22 protein-coding genes are annotated in these 22622 nt (G+C 57.6%); 7 read left to right on the forward strand and 15 right to left on the reverse strand.

Going from position 1 to position 22622, the window contains the following annotated elements; translation table 11 throughout:
- Positions 1–35 precede the first annotated feature (35 nt).
- The 12 genes from trpS to ACKLKD_RS10030 form a co-directional block, all read right to left on the reverse strand.
- A complete protein-coding gene (gene trpS / locus ACKLKD_RS09975; protein ID WP_025711898.1) occupies positions 36–1040 on the reverse strand; it encodes a tryptophan--tRNA ligase in 1005 nt (334 codons plus the stop codon).
- Positions 1033–1794, reverse strand: a complete 762-nt coding sequence (gene gph / locus ACKLKD_RS09980; RefSeq protein ID WP_025711897.1) for a phosphoglycolate phosphatase — start codon at positions 1792–1794, stop codon at positions 1033–1035. Before gph ends, trpS begins: the two co-directional genes overlap by 8 nt.
- The gene (rpe, locus tag ACKLKD_RS09985) at positions 1787–2464 is read right to left on the reverse strand and encodes a ribulose-phosphate 3-epimerase (RefSeq protein WP_004202179.1); all 678 of its coding nucleotides are present in this window, start codon (positions 2462–2464) and stop codon (positions 1787–1789) included. The genes gph and rpe overlap by 8 nt, the downstream gene beginning before the upstream one ends.
- 17 nt (positions 2465–2481) lie before the next feature.
- Entirely contained in the window at positions 2482–3309 is an 828-nt protein-coding gene (dam, locus tag ACKLKD_RS09990; RefSeq protein WP_025711896.1) for an adenine-specific DNA-methyltransferase, read from the reverse strand.
- Between the two features lie 78 nt (positions 3310–3387).
- Positions 3388–4680: a cell division protein DamX gene (gene damX, locus ACKLKD_RS09995; RefSeq protein ID WP_087806357.1), complete on the reverse strand. Its 1293-nt coding sequence runs from the start codon at positions 4678–4680 to the stop codon at positions 3388–3390.
- 84 nt (positions 4681–4764) lie between these two features.
- Entirely contained in the window at positions 4765–5859 is a 1095-nt protein-coding gene (gene aroB / locus ACKLKD_RS10000) for a 3-dehydroquinate synthase (RefSeq protein WP_025711894.1), read from the reverse strand.
- A gap of 55 nt (positions 5860–5914) precedes the next feature.
- The gene (gene aroK / locus ACKLKD_RS10005) at positions 5915–6436 is read right to left on the reverse strand and encodes a shikimate kinase AroK (RefSeq protein ID WP_002920267.1); all 522 of its coding nucleotides are present in this window, start codon (positions 6434–6436) and stop codon (positions 5915–5917) included.
- A 270-nt stretch (positions 6437–6706) separates the two neighbouring features.
- On the reverse strand, positions 6707–7948 hold the full coding sequence (gene hofQ, locus ACKLKD_RS10010; protein ID WP_025711893.1) for a DNA uptake porin HofQ: 1242 nt from the start codon (positions 7946–7948) through the stop codon (positions 6707–6709).
- Positions 7884–8264, reverse strand: a complete 381-nt coding sequence (locus ACKLKD_RS10015; RefSeq protein WP_025711892.1) for a HofP DNA utilization family protein — start codon at positions 8262–8264, stop codon at positions 7884–7886. Before ACKLKD_RS10015 ends, hofQ begins: the two co-directional genes overlap by 65 nt.
- Positions 8254–8673: a hypothetical protein gene (locus ACKLKD_RS10020; RefSeq protein ID WP_025711891.1), complete on the reverse strand. Its 420-nt coding sequence runs from the start codon at positions 8671–8673 to the stop codon at positions 8254–8256. The genes ACKLKD_RS10015 and ACKLKD_RS10020 overlap by 11 nt, the downstream gene beginning before the upstream one ends.
- A complete protein-coding gene (locus tag ACKLKD_RS10025) occupies positions 8663–9196 on the reverse strand; it encodes a PilN domain-containing protein (RefSeq protein WP_025711890.1) in 534 nt (177 codons plus the stop codon). Before ACKLKD_RS10025 ends, ACKLKD_RS10020 begins: the two co-directional genes overlap by 11 nt.
- Positions 9180–9980 carry a hypothetical protein gene (locus tag ACKLKD_RS10030; RefSeq protein ID WP_025711889.1) on the reverse strand — a complete coding sequence of 267 codons (801 nt, stop codon included), beginning with the start codon at positions 9978–9980 and terminating at the stop codon, positions 9180–9182. Before ACKLKD_RS10030 ends, ACKLKD_RS10025 begins: the two co-directional genes overlap by 17 nt.
- Positions 9981–10098: 118 nt before the next feature.
- Between ACKLKD_RS10030 and mrcA the strand changes: the two genes are divergently transcribed.
- Positions 10099–12657, forward strand: a complete 2559-nt coding sequence (gene mrcA / locus ACKLKD_RS10035) for a peptidoglycan glycosyltransferase/peptidoglycan DD-transpeptidase MrcA (protein WP_025711888.1) — start codon at positions 10099–10101, stop codon at positions 12655–12657.
- Between the two features lie 52 nt (positions 12658–12709).
- Here mrcA and nudE read toward each other — a convergent pair whose 3' ends face one another.
- Positions 12710–13270: an ADP compounds hydrolase NudE gene (gene nudE / locus ACKLKD_RS10040; RefSeq protein WP_025711887.1), complete on the reverse strand. Its 561-nt coding sequence runs from the start codon at positions 13268–13270 to the stop codon at positions 12710–12712.
- A 320-nt stretch (positions 13271–13590) separates the two neighbouring features.
- Between nudE and ACKLKD_RS10045 the strand changes: the two genes are divergently transcribed.
- The 5 genes from ACKLKD_RS10045 to pckA all read left to right on the forward strand — a co-directional run bounded on the left by ACKLKD_RS10045 (position 13591) and on the right by pckA (position 19750).
- Positions 13591–15720, forward strand: coding sequence for an intracellular growth attenuator family protein (locus tag ACKLKD_RS10045; protein ID WP_025711886.1), 2130 nt, complete (start codon positions 13591–13593; stop codon positions 15718–15720).
- A 60-nt stretch (positions 15721–15780) separates the two neighbouring features.
- Positions 15781–16464, forward strand: a complete 684-nt coding sequence (gene yrfG, locus ACKLKD_RS10050) for a GMP/IMP nucleotidase (protein ID WP_080897523.1) — start codon at positions 15781–15783, stop codon at positions 16462–16464.
- The gene (gene hslR, locus ACKLKD_RS10055; protein WP_017899959.1) at positions 16461–16862 is read left to right on the forward strand and encodes a ribosome-associated heat shock protein Hsp15; all 402 of its coding nucleotides are present in this window, start codon (positions 16461–16463) and stop codon (positions 16860–16862) included. The genes yrfG and hslR overlap by 4 nt, the downstream gene beginning before the upstream one ends.
- A gap of 18 nt (positions 16863–16880) precedes the next feature.
- A complete protein-coding gene (gene hslO / locus ACKLKD_RS10060) occupies positions 16881–17765 on the forward strand; it encodes an Hsp33 family molecular chaperone HslO (protein ID WP_165931759.1) in 885 nt (294 codons plus the stop codon).
- A 362-nt stretch (positions 17766–18127) separates the two neighbouring features.
- Positions 18128–19750 carry a phosphoenolpyruvate carboxykinase (ATP) gene (pckA, locus tag ACKLKD_RS10065; protein ID WP_025711882.1) on the forward strand — a complete coding sequence of 541 codons (1623 nt, stop codon included), beginning with the start codon at positions 18128–18130 and terminating at the stop codon, positions 19748–19750.
- Positions 19751–19828: 78 nt separating this feature from the next.
- Here the strand turns inward: pckA and envZ are convergent, their stop codons facing one another.
- Entirely contained in the window at positions 19829–21184 is a 1356-nt protein-coding gene (gene envZ / locus ACKLKD_RS10070) for a two-component system sensor histidine kinase EnvZ (RefSeq protein WP_025711881.1), read from the reverse strand.
- On the reverse strand, positions 21181–21900 hold the full coding sequence (gene ompR / locus ACKLKD_RS10075; protein ID WP_001157751.1) for a two-component system response regulator OmpR: 720 nt from the start codon (positions 21898–21900) through the stop codon (positions 21181–21183). Before ompR ends, envZ begins: the two co-directional genes overlap by 4 nt.
- 227 nt (positions 21901–22127) lie before the next feature.
- Here ompR and greB point away from each other — a divergent pair, with 227 nt between their 5' ends.
- On the forward strand, positions 22128–22601 hold the full coding sequence (greB, locus tag ACKLKD_RS10080; protein ID WP_002920503.1) for a transcription elongation factor GreB: 474 nt from the start codon (positions 22128–22130) through the stop codon (positions 22599–22601).
- Positions 22602–22622 lie beyond the last annotated feature (21 nt).

A 22622-nucleotide genomic window follows, 5' to 3' on the forward strand; every position in this document is an offset into this window, starting at 1 on the left:
CGGGATATTCCCGCCCTTTTTAGCTGTTGCATCGCTTACGGCCTGGCGACAAAACCAATCGCTTCGTATACCGCTTTCAGGGTCTGAGAAGCGCGCGCGCTGGCTTTCTCTGCGCCGTCTTTCATCACCTGGTTGAGAAACGCTTCGTCGTTACGGAAACGGTGATAGCGTTCCTGCAGCTCAGTCAGCATGCCCGACACCGCTTCAGCGACTTCGCCTTTCAGGTGGCCATACATTTTGCCTTCAAAATGCTGCTCCAGCTCCGGAATGGTTTTCCCGGTGACCGCAGAAAGGATATCCAGCAGGTTGGAGACGCCCGCTTTCTCTTTCAGGTCGTAACGCACCACCGGCGGCTCGTCGGAGTCGGTGACCGCGCGTTTGATCTTCTTGACCACCGATTTCGGATCTTCCAGCAGGCCGATAACGTTGTTGCGGTTATCGTCAGACTTGGACATCTTCCTGGTCGGCTCCAGCAGCGACATCACGCGCGCGCCGGATTTCGGGATAAACGGCTCAGGCACTTTAAAAATATCGCCGTAGATAGCGTTAAAACGCTGGGCAATGTCGCGGCTCAGCTCAAGGTGCTGCTTCTGATCTTCGCCGACCGGAACCTGGTTGGTCTGGTACAGCAGAATATCTGCAGCCATCAGAACCGGGTAATCAAACAGACCGGCGTTGATGTTCTCCGCGTAGCGTGCGGACTTGTCTTTAAACTGCGTCATGCGGCTCAGCTCGCCGAAATAGGTGTAGCAGTTCAGCGCCCAGCCTAACTGGGCGTGTTCCGGCACGTGCGACTGCACGAAGATGGTGCTTTTTTGCGGGTCGATGCCGCAGGCCAGATACAGTGCCAGGGTATCCAGGGTCGCCTTGCGCAGCTGCTGCGGATCCTGGCGCACGGTGATGGCGTGCTGGTCCACGATGCAGTAGATGCAGTGGTATTCGTCCTGCATGTTGACCCACTGACGCAGCGCACCCATGTAGTTGCCAATGGTCAGTTCACCTGAGGGCTGTGCGCCACTAAAAACGATGGGCTTAGTCATGTTTCAATTCCTGAGTTTCACTGTGCGGTAACCCGAGAGCGGGTAAGAGTTCATTAAACTGGTCGAAGAGATAGTCCGGCTCGCTCAGCGCAAGCGGTTCGCCATAGTTATAACCGTAGGTCAGGCCAACAGAGCAGCAACCTGCCGCTTTGGCCGCCTGAATATCATTGCGCGAATCGCCGACGAACAGCAGCTCGGCTGGAGCCAGAGAGAGCTTTTCCGCCACCAGCAGCAGCGGTTCCGGATGCGGCTTTTTGTTCTGCACGTCATCGCCGCCAATCACCACGCTAAAATATTTCGCAATATCGAGCGCCTCGAGCAGCGGGGCGACAAACGGCGTCGGCTTATTGGTGACCAGCGCCAGCGGCAGACCTTTGGCATGCAGCGCGCCGAGCGTATCGGCCACCGCCGGAAACAGGAAACTGCCCTCTTCCGCCGCTTCGGCGTAATAGCGGTCAAACAGTTTACGCAAAATGCGCAGCTGCTCGTCTTGCGGAATATCATGATCGTCGACGGAGGGCTTGCCCATCGCCGCACGTAACGTCGCACGCTCCTGACGAGCCCAGGTCAGCGCCCGCTCCATCAGGACATCGGCGCCGTTGCCAATCCAGGTCACGACCCGTTCTTCTCCCGCCACCGGCAGTTCCAGGGCGTAGAGGGCGTTATCAACCGCCGAGGTTAGACCCGGCGCGCTATCCACCAGCGTGCCGTCGAGATCAAACGCGATGCCGCGGATCGCCTGTAATTTATCCATGACTCACCTTCGCTAATTCACTACGCATTTGATCAATCACTTTCTTGTAGTCCGGCTGGCCGAAGATCGCCGAGCCGGCAACAAACATATCCGCACCCGCCGCGGCGATTTCGCCGATATTGCTGGCTTTCACACCGCCATCCACTTCAAGGCGGATGTCGTAGCCGGAAGCGTCAATGCGCTGGCGCACTTCACGCAGTTTATCCAGCGTCTGGGGAATAAAGGACTGGCCGCCAAAGCCCGGGTTAACCGACATCAGCAGGATCACGTCCAGCTTATCCATCACGTAATCGAGGTAGCTCAGCGGCGTCGCCGGGTTAAACACCAGGCCTGCTTTACAGCCGTGCTCTTTAATCAGCTGCAGGCTGCGATCCACGTGTTCGGAGGCTTCCGGATGGAAGGTGATAATGCTGGCGCCGGCTTCGGCAAAATCAGGAATGATGCGGTCGACCGGCTTCACCATCAGGTGGACGTCGATTGGCGCGGTAATACCGTAATTACGCAGTGACTTCAGCACCATCGGGCCAATCGTCAGGTTTGGCACGTAATGGTTGTCCATAACGTCGAAGTGCACGACATCCGCACCCGCCGCCAGCGCCTTCGCGGTATCCTCACCCAGACGGGCAAAATCAGCCGACAGAATCGAAGGGGCAATCAAATACTGCTTCATCCGCATCTCCTTGAAATTTATTTGGTCTTAGGCGGACGGTAGAGCGCTAATAGCTCGTCCACCTTTTTACGCGTACCACCGTTGCTGCTGATGCTGCGCCGAACCTTCACAATATGCGTTTCTGCCGCGTTTTTATACCATTCCTGCGTCAGCGGCGTGCGGTGGTTGGAAATCAGCACCGGGATGCGCTTTTTCATCAGCGATTCCGCTTTTTGCGCCAGCAGTACCTGTTGCTCCAGGTTGAAACTGTTGGTGTGGTAAGCGGTAAAGTTCGCCGTCGCCGTTAGCGGCGCATAGGGCGGATCGCAATACACCACCGTGCGGCTATCCGCGCGTTGCATGCACTCTTCGTAAGATTCGCAGTAAAACTCGGCGTTTTGCGCCTTTTCGGCGAAATGATAGAGCTCAGCTTCGGGGAAGTAGGGCTTTTTATAACGGCCAAACGGCACATTAAACTCGCCGCGCAAATTGTAGCGACACAGGCCGTTGTAGCCGTGACGATTCAGATACAGGAACAGCACCGCGCGACGCAGCGGATCCTGGCTCTGGTTGAATTCATCACGATGCTGGTAGTAGCGCTCAGCAACGTTGTTTTCCGGGGTAAACATCTCACGAGCAGCAGCGACATATTCGTCGGTGCGCAATTTGACGATGTTGTACAGGCCGATCAGGTCACTGTTGATATCCGCGAGGATATAACGAGAAAAGTCGGTATTGAGAAATACCGACCCGGCGCCCACAAAGGGCTCGATTAAGCACTCGCCTTCCGGCAAATGCTTTTTAATATCGTCAAGCAGGGGGTACTTCCCCCCTGCCCACTTTAGAAAAGCGCGATTCTTTTTCATGCTGCCTAACTAATTACACGTTCTCCGGCTGTGGAGAAAGCTCCGACAGCATCCTGCGCTTAAGACTACCCCACGGCATTATTTCAGGTCAGCCTGAACCTGATGCAGCGGTTTTGCCCATGGATTTTTCGCCTGCACGTCCGCCGGTAGCGAGGTGACAGCGCGTTTCGCTTCTTCTTTTGAAGCATAGATACCGCTCACCAGCACGTACCATGGTTGGCCGTTACGCGATGTTTCATAGACAACATATCTTTCCAGCTTCTCTTTCTTCGCCCAGTTGTTCAGGTTGTCATAGTTAGAGGAGCTGCTGAGCTGCAGGGTATAGTTACCCGACGGCGCAGATTTCATTGAGCTGACGTCACCTGCCGTTTTACCGCTCTTCGCGGCCGGAGCTGCCGTGGCTGCCGTTGCGGCTGGCGCAGCAGGGGTGGTGGTCGCTGCAGGTTTGCTCTGCGCCGTTGCCACCGGTTTGCTTTCCGCGGCGGTCGTTTTCGCCGGAGCGGTAGTCGCGGCGCTTTCAACATGCTTCGGCTGAACCGGCTTGGTTTCTACCGGCGCTTTTGCCACGGCCTGAGGCTTCGTCTGCGGCTTCGCTTCGATAACGGTGTGCTTACGCTCAGCCGGACGCGGCGTCGCCGCCGTCTGACGTTCAGTTGCCTGGCGCGGAGCCGCTGTACCATTGGCACCATTACGGATCGGCGCGACGGTTGCCGGTTCAGTCGGCAGCGTCGAGTTGGCTACGGCGCCATCCAGTTGGCCCTGCTGCTGGGTCAACGCATTATTCAGATCGCCCTGAACTTCAACCCGCTGCTGGCCCTGCGGCTCTGCCGCTGCCTGGCCCTGGGTCGGGTTCGCGGCAATAGGCGGAACCGTGACGTCCTGCTGTGAGGTGGTGTTGGCGGCGGTCTGATCCTGGCCGGCAGCAGCAGGCGTGCTGGTGGACTGGTCGTCAGACAGATTAATGCTCTTCTCGCCGGAAGCGGTCTGCTGGCTGGACGATGATGGCGATTTCAGCGCGGAACCGATACCTACGATTAACAGCAGCAGCACCAGAATCCCCACGCCCATCATGATGTACTGACGGGAGGCTGGTTTGGCCGGCGCTTTTTTACGCTTGCGCGGACGACGCTCTACAGGTTGCTCTTCGAGCATCTCCTCGTCTTCCGCATCCAGTTCTTCTTCAAATTCTTCCTCATCACGCTCGCGACGGGCCTTACCGGCGCGCGTCGGACGGTCTTCATCGGTATCAAGATCGACATCGTCGAAATTAATTTGCGGATCGGCATCACGCTCGGAAGATTGACGGGAACGACCAGCACGACGATCGTTGCGATCGGCTTTCATATCGTCTTCTGGTTTGAAATCATCCATTTAACACCCCACTAAAAGGCTTATGCTCACGATTATTGCACATCACCCGAAATGATAACGCCGCGCGAACGCGGCCAGACCTTCTTATTGTTGCGCCTGCTGAGTATCAGCAATCGCGCCAAGAACCACATCGTGCGGCACTCCGCCGCGCAACTCGCTGCTTCCTATTGCGAGCGGGAGCACTAGCCGCATTTCGCCAGCCAGTACTTTCTTATCGCGCATCATATGGGGCAAATACGCCTGCGCACTCATTTCCTGCGGGCCGCGTACCGGCAAGCCTGCACGCTTGAGCAGATCGATAATGCGCTGAGTATCCTGAGCCCGGAACTGCCCCAGCCGTTCGGATGTATGCGCGGCCATGACCATACCTGCCGCCACCGCTTCGCCGTGCAGCCAGTTACCGTAGCCCATTTCCGCCTCGATAGCATGGCCGAAGGTATGTCCAAGATTGAGTAAAGCACGTAACCCGGTTTCACGCTCGTCAGCAGCCACAACTTCCGCTTTCAGCTCACAGCAGCGACGAATACAGTACGCCATCGCGTTGTCATCCAGGGCCAGCAGCGCATCAATGTTGTTTTCCAGCCAGCTGAAGAATTCGCCATCCAGGATCACGCCGTACTTGATGACTTCAGCCAGTCCGGAAGCAAGCTCGCGTTTCGGCAGGGTTTTTAAACAGTTAAGATCGACCACCACCGAAATCGGCTGCCAGAAGGCACCAATCATATTTTTGCCGAGAGGGTGGTTCACTGCGGTTTTGCCACCGACCGATGAATCGACCTGCGACAACAAGGTGGTAGGGACCTGAATAAAACGCACGCCGCGCTGATAGCTTGCCGCGGCGAAACCGGTGAGATCACCGATAACACCACCGCCAAGCGCCACCAGCGTGGTGTCACGGCCATGCGGTTTTTGCAACAACGCGGTGAAAACGGTATCCATCACCGCCAGGCTTTTGTACTGCTCGCCGTCGGGCAGGATCACGCTGTCAACGTTGACGCCTGCCTGCTCCAGCGCGGAGCGGACGGTATCCAGATAAAGCGGCGCCAGTGTTTCGTTGGTGACCAGCATAGCCTGGTCGCCCGACTTGAGTGGCAGAAAGGAAGCTGGATCGTTAAACAAACCAGCCGCGATGGTAATCGGGTAACTACGTTCCCCGAGGGTAACAGTAAGCCTCTCCATAACGCGACATCCACCTCAGTGACTTTTACTCTGACGCACTTTTATTAAGCCAGAATCAGTTGCTTTCCAGCATATGAATAATCTGGTTCGCGACGACTTTCGCACTCTGATCGTCTGTGCGGATAGTCACGTCGGCGATCTCTTCATACAGCGGGTTACGCTCGTCAGCCAGCGCTTCCAGCACTTCACGAGGCGGCGCATCGACTTGTAGCAAAGGACGCTTTTTATCGCGCTGCGTACGGGCCAACTGCTTCTCGATTGTTGTTTCCAGGTAGACCACCACGCCGCGGGCGGAGAGACGGTTACGCGTTTCACGGGATTTTACAGAGCCGCCGCCAGTCGCCAGCACAATCCCCTGTTTTTCCGTCAACTCATTGATAATTTTTTCTTCACGGTCGCGGAAGCCTTCTTCGCCTTCAACATCGAAGACCCAGCCCACATCAGCGCCAGTGCGTTTCTCAATCTCTTGATCAGAATCGTAAAATTCCATGTTGAGCTGTTGGGCTAACTGGCGCCCAATAGTGCTTTTGCCGGCACCCATAGGCCCAACCAGAAAGATATTGCGTTTCTCTGCCATTTTTTCGGTACTACTAAGACTATTCGTTAATGATAAACCCGCTTCGCAGACACCCAGCGCCGCAGGGCATGAACTGAAACCTCATATGCAATAGAGCGAGAGTCAGACTAAAAATTATCTCAATACTCCGGCTGGTTTGGCAACTGAATAAAATCGCCGGACAATAAAGGGAGGATTGATGTCGTACCCGACTCTCAAATCGGTACCCCTTGTATGCTAAATCCGTCCTCACGTCAAACACCTGAAACGTGTTTAGCATGAAAAACCTGCTTAACGTACTGCCAGAATCCGTGGCGTAATAAAGACAACCAGTTCACGGCGTTCATTATCTTTCCCGTCGCGACGAAACAAGCGCCCCAGCACCGGGATATCACCCAACAGCGGGACGCTGTCGCGGGCGGTTTTATTTTTCTGCGAAAAGATGCCGCCCAACGCTAAGGTCTCGCCGCTGCGGACCTCCACCAGGGTTTCTATCTCTTGTTTATCGATGGCCAGCGTCTCGCCATTCTCCTGCTTTAATACCTGGCCCGGCGTATTTTCACTGATCCGCAGCTTCAGACGCACTCTCCCCTGCTGCAGCACTGTCGGCGTCACCTCCATCCCCAATACCGCCTCTTTAAATTCCACCGACGTGGCGCCGCTTTCGCCGCTGGAGACCTGATAAGGGATCTCACTTCCCTGCTTGATGCTGGCGGGTTGCATATGAGAGGCCAGTAAACGCGGGCTGGCGATAATCTCGACCTGCTGCTTACGCTCCAGCGCGGAAAGCTCCAGCTCAAGCAAGCGACCGTTAATCTTGCCGATGTTAAACCCTGCGCGGGTGCTGGCATCGTTCACCGACAAATCGCTGCTCAGGGTGGTGATTTGTCCTGATCCCGGCGTGCCGCCGACCTCCGCCAGCCGCCACTTCACCCCCAGCTCGCGAAGGCTGGTTTCGCTCATCGACACGATATGGGCAGCCAGCTCAACCTGCCCGACAGGCAAATCCATCTCCTGAGCCCAGGCTTTAAGCGCCGGGAGATGACGAGCATCGTCGCGGATCAGCAGGCGATTGGTCCGCTTATCCGCCATTAAGTTGCCCCTGGCGCTGAGTAACTTACCGCCCGCTTTTGCCAGCTCCTCAGCATCGGCATAGTGCAGAATGACGTTCTCCGCCTGCAGCGGCAGATTCTGCAGGCGTTTCGCCTGCTCGGCTTCACGCTGCGCCTGATTTGCCTTTTGCCAGGCCTGAGTGTGCGCGTAAATGACCGTCCCCTGCTGTTGCAAAGAGAGGCCCGCGCTGTCCACCACCGCCCGCAGCGCCTGAGTCCAGGGAACCTTCTGCAGATGCAGGGAGAGCGTGCCACTGACGTCCGGCGCCACGACCAGATTCTTATGGTTCATTTCGGCCAGGGCTTGCAGCACCTGGGCCACCGGCGCATCGTCGACCACCAGCGTAACCGTCTTATCATTTCGCGCGGCGGCCACTGCCAGAGGCAGCAGCAGAAACAGGAGGCTTATCCATCGCATTATGTTGTTTCCCTTCACGTTGCCAGCGCCACGCTGGCGGTTCACACCCCGCAGGGGTGGCGATCTCCAGCTCACCGGGGGTCATCCGGTTCACTCGCCATCCGGTGGGTAATTGCTCATTTATTTGCACCCGCTGCCACTTGCCGCTCCCGTCCTGCAGAAATCCCCTCCAGCCTGCGTCATCGCCGGCGGCCCCGCCATAGCGCCATTGCGATAGCTGCGCCGTACGGCAGGGATCCTCTACCGGCAGGAAAGGGTCTCGCCCGGCGGCCAGCAGCGACAGCGGCAGCCACAGTAAAGCCCAGCGTTTACCGATCATCTTCCGCCTCCAGTTGCAGATGCAGGCGGAGTACCTGCGCCTCGCGATACAATGAGAACGAGCGCGGACTCATCCCGCAGCGCGCCAGCCAGGCAAAAAACGCGGGCACCGTCTGCCAGGGCAGGGTCAGTTCCATCTCACCGCCGTTCCCCTGTGGACGCCAGGCAATAAGCCTGACGCCGGTTAGTGGAATGGCTATGGGCGAAAACGGCTGCTTGTCGATGCGCGCACCTGGTATATCACCGGCAGGTATGCGCAAAGCCATCACCCGGCGCCACTGTGTTTGCAGGGCCACTTCACGGGACACCGATGCCAGCGGCAGCCGGGTAGCGTGCCAGAGAGCCGCACCGCCCCCCAGCATAAACAGGATCAGCAGCAGCTTCTGGCTGCGCTGGATGTTAATCTGCATCGGAACGCTCTCCCGTCAGGGTAAAGCTGAACTGCCAGCGGCCCTCGGCGTCACGCTGGGTTCCGCCAGCTTTTGCCGGCGCGAATCCAGGGACGCTAGCCAGAATGGCCTCCGCGCTGGCCAGTGCCTGTAGGTTCAAAGCGAGGCCGTTGAGCGTCAGAACCGCCTCGTGGTAATCCAGCCGCGTCAGCCACGCCTGTGCAGGCAGATCTGCCGCGAGCGCCTGCAGCCTGGGTTGCCAGGCCGCGATCGCCGATCTGCGCCGTTGCTGCGCGAGCAGGCGATGGTACTCCTGCCGGGCCTCGCGCAGCGCCTTCTCGCGTAGTTTGAGCGAGGCGAGCAGCTGCGCGTCTGCCGTCGTGTGGAGCGTCGCCAGGAAGCCGTGCTGCAGACGCGCCGTTCGGCTCACCAGCAGGCTCATCCCGCCCAGCAGCACAATGCCGATGGCTAACAACAGGGCGTAGCGCAAGCGCTGGCGGCGGCGAAGGTCACGCCAGGGAAGAAGATTAACGACATGCGTCATGGCGCCCCCCCCCCAGCGCCAGCCCAAGGGCAATAGCATAGCGATCGCCATCGGCCGGCAATGGGGGCTGCCGGCGGTGAATCACCTGCCAGGCATCAAAACGGTTGGCCTCATCACCGGCATCCGCACACAGACGCAACGGCATCTGAAGCTGCTCCGCCAGCTGGCTTAAGGAGCCCACTTCATCGCAGGCCTCACAGCCCCAGGCCTCCTGGGTCGCCCATAGCCAGTGCTTTTCATCCCGCCAGGCAAGGGCCTGCTCGGTCGCCGTCATCAAGGGGAAAAAGGCGCCCAGCGCGCTGGCATCCGGCACGATGGCCGCCACCCGCAGCCGCAGCCGTCCTGCCAGCTCCCGCAGGACATTGATGTCCAGCCGCTGCGCCGCTGTAACCTGCCAGCCGTCGTTCTGCGAGGTGGGCGCATAATCAATACATAAGGAGGTGGCGGGCATCGCCAGCTGCTGGGTCATGGCGCTGGCTATCCACGTCGCCTGTTGCCGATCCCGCAGAGCGAACTGCGGATACGGTAGGCGCTTTTGCAATGTGCGCACCGCGGGAAAGGCGATACTGACCTGATGCTGCGCCGGTAGCTCCCGGCGCCAGGCGGCAAGTCGTGTACCGAGAGCGCTGACGTCCGCCACCATACCCTGGCGTACCAGACCTGGCGGCAGAGGGATCCGCCACCAGCGGCGTAGCGCCCAGCGTGAGCGCTCATGCAGTAGTGCGACAACGGCAATGCTATCCTGTTGGATATGCATTCCGATCCGCCAGTTTCTGAAAGCCATGCTTACGATCTCCTTATCCGGCAAAACTGCCCGGCTATATCAATGCTCCTGGCTTGCCTTTATACTACCGCGCGTTTGTTTATAAACTGCCCAAATAAAACTAAATGGGAAAACACCGGTGAAGTTCGTAAAGTATCTATTGATCCTTGCAGTCTGTTGCGTACTGCTGGGAGCAGGCTCGATTTTTGGCCTCTACAAATACATAGAGCCGCAACTCCCCGACGTCGCAACCCTGAAGGATGTGCGTTTGCAGATCCCGATGCAGGTCTATAGCGCCGACGGTGAGCTTATTGCGCAATATGGCGAAAAACGCCGTATCCCTGTAACGTTGCAGCAAATTCCTCCCGAACTGGTTAAAGCGTTTATCGCCACTGAAGACAGCCGTTTCTATGAGCACCACGGCGTCGATCCGGTAGGTATTTTCCGTGCCGCCAGCGTGGCGATGTTTTCAGGCCACGCCTCCCAGGGCGCCAGCACCATCACCCAGCAGTTAGCTCGTAACTTCTTCCTCAGCCCCGAGAAGACGTTGATGCGTAAGATTAAAGAGGCCTTTCTGGCTATCCGCATCGAGCAGTTGCTGAACAAAGATGAAATCCTTGAGCTGTATCTGAACAAGATCTACCTCGGCTACCGCGCCTATGGTGTCGGCGCCGCGGCGCAGGTCTATTTTGGCAAACCTATCGACCAGTTGACCCTGAGTGAGATGGCGGTGATTGCCGGCCTGCCGAAAGCGCCTTCTACCTTTAACCCGCTCTATTCCATGGATCGTGCCACTGCCCGTCGCAACGTGGTGTTATCGCGTATGTTGAGCGAAGGGTACATCACCCAGGCGCAATACGATGAGGCACGCAGCGAAACGATCGACGCCAGCTATCACGCGCCGAAAATCGCCTTCTCTGCGCCTTACCTGAGCGAAATGGTGCGTCAGGAGATGGTGAATCGCTACGGCGAGCAGGCCTATGAAGATGGCTACCGGGTTTACACCACCATTACCCGCAAGAACCAGCAGGCGGCCCAGCAGGCGGTACGCAATAACGTGCTGGATTACGATATGCGTCATGGCTACCGCGGCCCGGCCAGCGTGCTATGGAAAGTCGGTGAAACGCCGTGGGAAACGAGGAAGATCGTCGACATGCTGAAGCGTCAGTCTGGCTACGGCCCGCTTTTCCCGGCGGTGGTCACCTCCGCGAATGCCCAGGAGGCCGTCGCGCTGTTGGCTAACGGCGACTCGGTTTCGCTGACGATGGACGGCGTGCGCTGGGCCCGTCGCTTTATCTCCGATACGCAGCAGGGGGCGACCCCGCGTAAAGTCAACGACGTCGTGCAGGCCGGGCAGCAGATCTGGGTGCGTAAAGTGGCTGACAGCTGGTGGTTGTCGCAGGTCCCGGACGTCAACTCGGCGCTGGTCTCCATTAACCCGCAAAACGGAGCGATTATTGCCCTTGTCGGCGGGTTTGACTTTAACCAGAGTAAATTCAACCGCGCCACCCAGGCGCTGCGTCAGGTCGGCTCCAACATTAAGCCGTTCCTCTATACCGCCGCGATGGATAAAGGCTTAACCCTGGCAAGTATGCTCAACGATGTGCCGATCTCACGCTGGGACGCCGGAGCCGGTTCCGACTGGCGGCCGAAGAACTCGCCGCCGCAGTATGCCGGTCCGATTCGTTTACGCCAGGGGCTTGGACAGTCGAAAAACGTGGTGATGGTACGCGCCATGCGCGCTATGGGCGTCGACTACGCCGCCGAGTATCTGCAGCGCTTTGGCTTCCCGGCGCAAAACATTGTCCACACTGAATCGTTGGCACTGGGCTCAGCCTCCTTTACTCCCCTGCAGGTCGCGCGCGGATATTCGGTGATGGCCAACGGTGGCTTCCTGGTTAATCCCTTCTTTATCAGTAAGATTGAGAACGATCAGGGAGGGGTACTCTTTGAGGAGCGTCCGAAGATCGCTTGCCCGCAGTGTGACTTACCGGTGATTTATGGCGATACGCCAAAATCCAACGTGCTGGAAAACAAAGATGTGGAAGATGTCGCCACCTCGACAGAGCCACAGAATGGCAACGTGCCGCCGCAGCCGCAGCTGGAGCAGGCCAACCAGTCGCTGGTCGCGCAGAGCGGCGCCCAGGAATACGCGCCGCATGTGATTAATACGCCGCTGGCCTTCCTGATCAAGAGCGCGCTGAACAGTAACATCTTTGGCGAACCGGGCTGGATGGGCACCGGCTGGCGCGCCGGACGCGATCTGCAGCGGCATGACATCGGCGGGAAAACCGGGACCACCAACAGTTCGAAGGACGCCTGGTTCTCAGGCTACGGGCCGGGCGTGGTGACGTCAGTATGGATTGGCTTTGACGATCATCGTCGCGATCTTGGCCGCACCACCGCCTCCGGAGCGATTAAAGATCAGATCTCTGGCTATGAAGGTGGTGCCAAAAGCGCCCAACCGGCCTGGGACAGCTTTATGAAGAGCGTGCTGGAAGGCGTTCCGGAAGAACCGTTAACTCCGCCGCCGGGTATCGTCACGGTGAATATTGACCGCAGCACCGGTCAGTTGGCGAACGGGGGCAACAGTCGTGCGGAGTACTTCATTGAAGGCACCCAACCCACGCAGCAGGCGGTCCATGAGGTGGGTACCACCCTGACTGACGGCGGTGGCGAAACCCACGAACTGTTCTGACAAAAAAAGCGCCTGCGGGCGCTTTTTTATTGTTGTTACGACGCGCTTTCGCTCAGAGTCGGCCCTGAGCCTGCAGCCACTCGCGCACTAAAAACAACGCGCTGACGTTACGGGCCTCGTTGAAATCTTCTTCATCCAGCAGCGACATCAGCTGCGCCAGCGGCCAGCGCACCTGCGGCAGCGGCTCAGGCTCATCGCCCGGCAGCGACTCCGGATAGAGATCTTCCGCCACCAGGATATTCATTTTGCTGGAGAAATAGGAAGGAGCCATACTGAGCTTCTTCAGAAACGTCAGCTTATTGGCGCCAAAGCCAACCTCTTCTTTTAGCTCGCGATTGGCCGCTTCCTCTACCGTTTCGCCCGGATCAATCAGCCCCTTTGAGAAGCCCAGCTCGTAGGATTCCGTACCAACGGCATACTCACGAATCAAAATAATGTGATCATCAACAATCGGCACAATCATCACCGCTTCACGGGTGGAAGGCCGCATACGTTCATAAACGCGACGCACACCGTTGCTGAACTCCAGATCGACGCTTTCGACATTAAAGAGGCGCGAACGGGCGACAGTTTCAACATTGAGAATGGTGGGTTTTTGTAATGATTTGCTCATTGTCATCGGTCTATGCTGTGATTAAGCAGTCATTGTGCGATAGGCAACGCACTTTCGGCAATCCAAATCGCTACTTATTTACAGGCTTGTAACCTTTCCCCAGCAAAGAGAAAAGCAATAAAGATAAAAAAGTCAATAGGTTGAATTCTGTTTGGGAATTTACCGATTTCTGCGCTTTAACGTTTTTGGTAAGCTTATACGCTGCTGCATGACATATTCACTACCCTGTAAGCAGTTACGCCGCTAATACTGCAGCTTGATGTTAGTCTTCACGTTCGCCAACGATTTCTTAAGAAAAAAATAACTATGATGGGATGGGCATGGGCACCTTTCTGATTTTCCTTACAGCTCTGCTAATCTGCGTATTGCTCATCGGATGGTGGTATCGCTCGCACGCCAGACGTCGCCGCCTCCCCCTACTGCACGCTTTTAGCGACGCCACCACGCGGCCGCTGCCTGCAGACGAGCGGCAGGCTATCGAAAAGTATCTGGCGGAGCTGAGCCGCGCCCAGCAGGTCCCGGCATCAGGCGCAACCAGCGCGCCCGTCGCTCTGGCGTTGAATGAACAAAGCGACACCGTCTACGCGGTGACGCGGGCCATTACCCGCTACGGGATCACCACCGACGCGCCGAATAAATGGCGCTATTTTCTCGATTCGGTGGAGGTCCATCTGCCGCCGTTCTGGGAACAGCATATCAATGACGAAAACAGCGTTGAGCTGATCCCCACCGATAGCCTGCCGCTGGTCATCACCCTTAACGGTCATAGCCTGAGCGACTATCGCCAGGAGGCGCAAAGCTACGCCCTGGAACGCGCCTCGGCCACCCAGGCCTCCATTCGCGGCGAAGAGAGCGAGCAGGTAGAGCTGCGGCAGATCCGTCGGGAGAGCCCGGAAGAACATGCCCTGAACCGCCCGGACGGTCTGCGCGAAGCGATCCTGATCGTCGCCTCTTTCCTGTTCTTTTATTTCAGCCTGATTGGGCCTGTCGTCTTTACCCCCTGGCTGGTCGCCGCTGGTTTGCTGCTGCTCGCTGCCGGCTTGTGGGGGATCTATGCCCCACCGCGCCGCGCCGCGCTGCGCGAAATCCACTGCCTGCGGGGCGTCCCTAAGCGCTGGGGACTGTTTGGCGAAAACGATCAGGAGCAAATCAATAACATCTCGCTGGGCATTATCGATCTCATCTATCCGCGCCACTGGCAGCCATGGATTGCCCAGGATTTGGGGCAGCAGACCGATATTGATATCTATCTCAACCGCCACGTGGCCCGGCAGGGACGCTATCTTTCGCTTCATGACGAAGTGAAAAACTTCCCGCTGCAGTACTGGCTGCGCAGCGCGATTATCGCCGCTGGCGCCCTGGTGGTGGTGATTATGCTGTGGGCCAGCGTACCGCTGAATATGCCGTTTAAGTTCACTCTGTCGTGGCTGAAGGGTGCGCAGACGATTGAAGCGACCACCGTCAACCAGCTGGAAAAGGCCCATGTACGCATTGGTGATACGCTACGCCTGACCGGTACCGGAATGTGTAATATCCGCACACCGGGCAGTTGGTCGGCCAAAGAGGATTCGCCGTTCCTGCCTTTCGATTGCTCGCAGATTGTGTGGAACGACGCCCCTCCTCTGCCGCTGCCGGAGTCTGACATTGTCGGCAAAGCGACCGCCCTGATGCAGTCCGTTCAGCGCCAGCTACACCCGGAAACCGACGATGACTCCCGCGTCAGCCCGGCGCTGCGCTCCGCCATTCAGAAATCGGGCATGGTGCTGCTGGATGATTTCGGCGACATCGTGCAGAAAACGAACGATCTCTGCTCGGCAAAGGATGACTGCCTGCGCCTGAAGAACGCGCTGGTCAACCTCGGTAATACCCGTAACTGGGAGGCGTTAACCAAGCGCGCCACTGCCGGCAAACTGGATGGCGTGAACGTGCTGCTGCGGCCGGTCAGCGCCGAGTCGCTGGAGAATCTGGTCACCACCTCAACGGCCCCCTTTGTGATGCGTGAAACCTCGCGGGCCGCACAGGCGCTGAACAGCCCGGCCCCCGGCGGTTTCCTCATCGCCAGCGACGAAGGCAGCGTGCTGGTCAATCAGCCCTGGCCGGCGGTGAGCCTGTATGATTATCCGGCACATGAGCAGTGGGGCGAACTGCGGCGACTGGCGGGCATGCTGATGCATACCCCTTTCCATGCCGAAGGGATTGTCACTAACTTGTTTACTGATGCCAACGGCACGCAGCATATCAACCTGCACCGTATCCCTGACCGCAGCGGTCTGTGGCGCTATCTCGGCATCACCTTGTTGCTGTTGTCGATGCTGGGATGCATGGCTTACCACAGCGTGCAGGCGCTGCGTCGTTATCAACGCCATCGTCAGCGGATGGAAGAGATTCAGAAATATTACGAAAGCTGCCTGAATCCGGTGCTGCTCCCCGCGTCTGACCCGCAAGATTAATTTTCCCGGCGGCGGGGTATGATACCCTGTCGCCCATTTCCCGCTCGCTGGAGAGTCATCATGCACTTTGATATCGCCTGGCAGGAGGTCGATACCGTTCTGCTGGATATGGACGGCACGCTCCTGGACCTCGCCTTCGACAACTACTTCTGGCAAACGCTGGTGCCTGAAACCTGGGGCGCCCCGCGCGGCCTCAATTTGCAGCAGGCGAAAGAGGCCATGCGTCAGGAGTATCACGCCGTGCAGCATACGCTAAACTGGTACTGTCTGGATTACTGGAGCGAGCGCCTGGGTTTGGATATTTGTGCGATGACCAGCGAACAGGGACCGCGCGCCACGCTGCGCGAGGATACCGTACCGTTCCTTGACGCGCTCAAGGCCAGCGGTAAGCGACGTATTCTGTTGACCAATGCCCATCCCCATAATCTGGCGGTGAAGCTCAAACACACCGGCCTGGATGCGCACCTTGATTTATTACTTTCCACCCACACATTTGGTTATCCGAAAGAGGATCAGCGTCTGTGGCGCGCCGTGGCGGAGGAAACCGGCCTTGAGGCGCATAAAACGCTGTTTGTCGACGACAGCGAGGCGATTCTGGATGCCGCGAGGGAATTTGGCATTCGTTACTGCCTGGGTATTACCAACCCTGACTCCGGACTGGCGGAAAAGCAGTATCTGCGCCATCCGGGGCTGAATGATTACCGACGACTGATCCCTTCGCTTACCCCGAAGGAGAGGCGATGAAAGAGAAGCCCACCGAAACCGTCAGGCTGGACAAATGGCTTTGGGCCGCCCGCTTCTACAAAACCCGCGCGCTGGCGCGGGAGATGATTGAAGGCGGCAAGGTGCATTACAACGGACAACGCAGTAAACCCGGGAAAATTGTCGAACTGGATGCCATGCTGACGCTCCGTCAGGGCAACGACGAGCGTACGGTACGGATCGTCGGCATTACCGAACAGCGCCGCCCGGCAAGCGAAGCCGTCACCCTGTATGAAGAGACGGCGGAAAGTATCGAGAAACGTGAAAAAATGGCCCTGGCGCGCAAAATGAACGCCCTGACCATGCCGCATCCTGACAGACGTCCGGACAAGAAAGAGCGCCGCGACCTGATGAGATTTAAACACGGCGAGAGTGAGTAACTCGCGCCAGAAAGAGAGATGATTATGACTCAACACGATCAATTACATCGTTATCTGTTTGAAAATTATGCCGTGCGCGGCGAGCTGGTAACGGTGTCGGAAACCCTGGAACAGATTCTGGCGAATCACACTTATCCCCAGCCGGTGAAAAAAGTGCTGGCGGAACTGCTGGTCGCCACCAGCCTGCTGACCGCGACGCTGAAGTTTGCTGGCGACATTACCGTTCAGTTACAGGGCGATGGTCCTTTACAGCTGGCGGTGATTAACGGCAATAACCAGCAGCAGCTGCGCGGCGTCGCGCGCGTGCAGGGTGATATTGCGGACGATGCGGATCTGAAAACGATGGTCGGCAACGGCTACCTGGTCATTACCATCTCTCCGGAAGAAGGCGAACGCTATCAGGGCGTGGTGGGGCTGGAAGGCGATACGCTGGCCGCCTGCCTGGAAGACTACTTCCAGCGTTCAGAGCAGCTGCCGACGCGCCTTATCATCCGCACCGGCGAACATGAAGGCCAGCCGATGGCGGGTGGGATGCTGTTGCAGGTGATGCCGGCGCAGGATGCCCAGACTGCCGACTTCGAGCACCTGGCGACGCTTACCGAGACCATTAAGGCGGAAGAGCTGTTCACCCTGCCGGCAAATGATGTGCTGTGGCGTCTCTACCATGAAGAAGAAGTCACGGTCTACGATCCGCAGAGCGTGGAATTCAAGTGCACCTGCTCTCGCGAGCGCTGCGCCGGCGCGCTGAAGACCCTGCCGGATGAAGAGATAGATAGCATCCTCGCCGATGAAGGCGAAATTGATATGCACTGCGATTACTGCGGTAACCACTATATCTTCAACGCCATGGATATCGCTGAGATCCGTAACAACGCCTCTCCAGCCGACCCGCAGGTTCATTAATCCCCTCGCCTTCCTCAGGCGCCGGGTCGCGATTTTCACTTTCGCTACCCGGAGCCTGACTTTTATTTATTCACGCGTTGAATCAATTTTCCCTGAAAGAGTTACGTAATTTTATTTCAGGAAAGCGATTACATTCACATTTCAGCAGTTTTTTTAATTACTTTTTAACCATTGAGAAACATCTAACCCCACCATGCGGCTATTTCCTGAGATAATCCACTTCACTTCGTGACAGGAGTCACCGTTTTTTTCGTCATTCTGCGAAATGTCGAGATACGTAAATCTATGAACCTGGTCGCGGTCAATATCCGGTAATTAACCCTACAATTTATATCAGTACATCTTGGCTAAGGAGCAGTGACATGCGCGTTAATCATGGTTTAACCCCGCAGGATCTCAAGGCTTATGGTATCAATGACGTCCAGGATATCGTCCACAACCCCAGCTACGATATGTTATTTCAGGAAGAGCTCGACCCGAACCTGGAAGGTTACGAACGTGGCGTCTTAACCAGTCTGGGCGCTATCGCCGTCGATACGGGCATTTTTACCGGCCGTTCTCCGAAAGATAAGTACCTCGTCCGCGACGACACCACCCGCGATACCGTCTGGTGGTCCGATAAAGGCAAGGGTAAAAACGACAACAAGCCGCTTTCGCAGGAAACCTGGCAGCATCTGAAAGGGCTGGTGACCCAGCAGTTGTCCGGTAAACGCCTGTTTATCGTCGACGCCTTCTGCGGCGCCAACGCCGATACCCGTCTCAGCGTGCGTTTCATTACCGAAGTCGCCTGGCAGGCGCACTTCGTTAAAAACATGTTCATCCGCCCGAGCGATGAAGAGCTGGCGGAATTCGCGCCCGACTTTATCGTGATGAACGGCGCGAAGTGCACCAACCCGCAGTGGAAAGAGCAAGGCCTGAACTCGGAAAACTTTGTCGCCTTCAACCTCACCGAGCGCATTCAGCTGATCGGCGGCACCTGGTACGGCGGCGAAATGAAGAAAGGGATGTTCTCGATCATGAACTACCTGCTGCCGCTGAAGGGCATCGCCTCCATGCACTGCTCTGCCAACGTCGGCGAAAAAGGCGATGTTGCCATTTTCTTCGGTCTCTCAGGCACCGGCAAAACCACCCTCTCCACCGATCCGAAGCGCCGTCTGATTGGCGATGATGAACATGGCTGGGATGACGACGGCGTGTTTAACTTCGAAGGGGGCTGCTACGCCAAGACCATCAAGCTCTCTGAAGCAGCCGAGCCGGATATCTATCACGCCATCCGCCGCAACGCCCTGCTGGAAAACGTGGTAGTGCGCGCCGACGGCACTATCGATTTCGATGACGGTTCTAAGACCGAAAACACCCGCGTCTCCTACCCTATCGACCACATCGACAATATTGTTAAGCCGGTGTCCAAAGCGGGTCATGCCACCAAAGTGATCTTCCTGACGGCCGATGCGTTCGGCGTCCTGCCGCCGGTCTCCCGCCTGACCGCCGACCAGACGCAGTACCATTTCCTGTCCGGGTTTACCGCCAAACTGGCCGGCACCGAACGCGGTGTGACCGAACCCACGCCAACCTTCTCCGCCTGCTTCGGCGCGGCCTTCCTGACGCTGCACCCAACGCAGTACGCCGAAGTGCTGGTCAAACGCATGCAGGCGGCCGGCGCGCAGGCTTATCTGGTCAATACCGGCTGGAACGGCACTGGCAAGCGCATCTCGATTAAAGATACCCGCGCCATTATCGACGCCATCCTCAATGGCTCGCTGGACAACGCAGAGACCTTTACCCTGCCAATGTTTAACCTGCAGATCCCGACGGCGCTCCCTGGCGTGGATACCCACATCCTCGATCCGCGCAGCACCTACGGTTCTCCGGAGCAGTGGCAGGAGAAAGCCGACCAGCTGGCGAAGCTGTTTATTGAGAACTTCGAGAAGTATACCGATACGCCAGCGGGCGCCGCGCTGGTGGCGGCAGGGCCGCGGCGCTAACGGGCGCAGAGGTGAAAAAGCCGGGCTTGCCCGGCTTTTTATTGTGCAACGTCCTGACCCGTCCAACCGTGGACGCGATCAGCTCTCTTTGACGGGTTTCATCGGCGCCAGCACCCGGTGTACCGGCAGCCAGGCGCGGATCAGTAATCCGCCGCGTTCACTGGAGCCAATCTCCAGCCGGCCATTGTGATTGTCGATAATACGCTGAACAATCGCCAGCCCCAGCCCGGTGCCGCTGGTGCTGCGGGCGCTATCGCCACGCACGAACGGCTGAAACAGATGCTCGCGCTGCTCAGGTTTGATCCCCGGTCCGTCGTCTTCCACCTGGAACCAGGCCCGGCTTGCTTCGCTGCCGCTGCTGACCTTGATCCAGCCATTGCCATAGCGGGCCGCATTCACCACCATATTCGCCAGTGCGCGCTTGATAGACAGCGGGTGCATACGTACCGGGATTTCGCCCGCCTGCAGAGCAGTGGCGATCTCACGCTCATAGCCGCTCTCCGCCGCGATCACTTCCCCCAGCACCGCATTGAGGTCCGCCAGCTCCATCGGCATCTCCTGCCCGGTGCGCAGGTAATCGATAAACTGCTCGATGATGGCGTTGCACTCTTCGATATCTTTGTTGATCGACTCTGCGAGATAGCCGTCCTGCTCGCCCATCATCTCGGTGGCCAGACGGATGCGGGTCAGCGGGGTACGTAAATCGTGGCTGACCCCGGCCATCAGCAGCGTACGGTCGTCAGCCAGCTGCTTCACGCCCGCCGCCATATGGTTAAAGGCACGCGTCACCGAGCGCACTTCGGAGGCGCCGTACTCGCGCAGCGGCGGCGGAATAATGCCGCGCCCGACCTGCAGCGCCGCGTGCTCCAGATCCACCAGCGGGCGGTTCTGAATACGAATAAACAGCCAGGCGCCGCCTATCGCCAGCAGCATAATCGCCAGGGTATAGCGGAACAGCGGCGAGAAGTCGCCCTGATGGATCTCGGTCAGCGGCACTCGCACCCAGATATTGGGCGACAGCCAGGTCTTCAGCCACACCACGGGGGAGCTTTTATTGACCTCCACTCGCACCTCGGTGGGGCCACCAAGCTGATGGGCCATCTGCTGGCTTAAGAATTCATAATGCTGCGCCCAGCGCAGCCCTGCGTCTTCCGCCGCTTCATTGGAATAGAGCGAAATGCCCAGCTCACGATAAATTTCACGACGGAACGCCGGGGGCACCACCAGTTGGGTGCCATCCTCCAGCTGCAGTTTGTCGGTCATCAGCATACGCACTTCGTAGGCCAACACTTTATTAAACTGCTGGAGACTCGGCAGGATCGCGAAATTCAGTACCACCAGATAGGTCGTCACCAGGCTGACGAACAGCAAGGTGACGATCAGGAGCAGTGTGCGAGCAAAGGAGCTGCGCGGCGAAAAGCGCACGCGTTTCATGCCTTAGAACCGTCCGGAACGAAGACGTAGCCCAGACCCCAGACGGTCTGGATATAGCGCGGGTGCGCCGGGTCCTCTTCCACCATGCGGCGCAGGCGGGAGATCTGTACGTCGATGGAGCGCTCCATCGCTGAGTATTCACGACCGCGAGCGAGGTTCATTAGCTTATCGCGCGACAGCGGCTCGCGAGGATGACTCACCAGCGCCTTCAGGACCGCGAATTCCCCGCTGGTCAACGGCATCGGCTCGTCTTCACGGAACATTTCACGGGTGCCTAAATTCAGTTTGAATTTACCAAAGGCGATAACCGCCTCTTCCTGCGACGGCGCACCCGGCAGTTCATTCGCCTGGCGGCGCAGCACCGCCCGGATGCGGGCCAGCAGTTCACGCGGGTTAAACGGCTTCGGAATGTAGTCGTCAGCCCCGATTTCCAGGCCAACGATCCGATCGACCTCTTCACCTTTCGCCGTCACCATAATGATCGGCATCGGGTTACTCTGGCTGCGCAGACGACGGCAGATAGAGAGACCATCTTCGCCAGGCAGCATCAGATCCAGCACCATCAGGTGGAAGGATTCACGGGTTAACAGGCGATCCATCTGTTCGGCGTTCGCCACGCTACGAACCTGGAAGCCCTGCTCGGTCAGATAACGCTCGAGCAGCGCACGCAGGCGCATGTCGTCATCCACAACCAGAATCTTATAATTCTCTTGCATTGTTTGTACTCCCAAAGGTTCACTGCAATAGTCAGTGCGTATTCTCAAAAAAGCCCGGCGCGCTCACCAGCTAAATCTGGTATACATTCCAGGCTAAATTGTTACAAAGCATATTTAACAGCAGGTTAAGTATACATTTAATCATAAGACACAGTATTTATCCTGTCGGTATTATTACGCGCTACAAATTGTGCGCAACGACAGACTGTCAGAAGGTTGAACTCACGATGAAAACGCCGCTGATCACCCGCGAGGGATATGAAAAACTGAAGCAGGAAATGGACTACCTGTGGCGCCAGGAACGCCCGGAAGTGACCAAAAAGGTGACCTGGGCCGCCAGCCTCGGCGACCGCAGCGAGAACGCCGACTACCAGTACAACAAAAAACGCCTGCGGGAGATCGATCGCCGGGTCCGCTATCTGACCAAATGTCTGGAACAGTTAAAGATCGTTGATTATTCACCGCAGCAGGAAGGCAAGGTCTTCTTCGGCGCCTGGGTAGAGATTGAAAACGATGAAGGCGATATCAAGCGCTTTCGCATCGTCGGCTACGATGAAATTTTTGGCCGCAAAGACTATATCTCCATCGACTCGCCGATGGCGCGCGCCTTGCTGAAAAAAGAGGTCGGCGATCTGGCCATCGTGAACACGCCGGCGGGCGAAGCCAGCTGGTATGTCAACGAGATCGAATACGTAAAATAGACAAGAACTTTCCGAGAGACG

The organism is Klebsiella sp. 10982, from assembly GCF_048589245.1.
Lineage (GTDB): Bacteria > Pseudomonadota > Gammaproteobacteria > Enterobacterales > Enterobacteriaceae > Klebsiella > Klebsiella quasivariicola.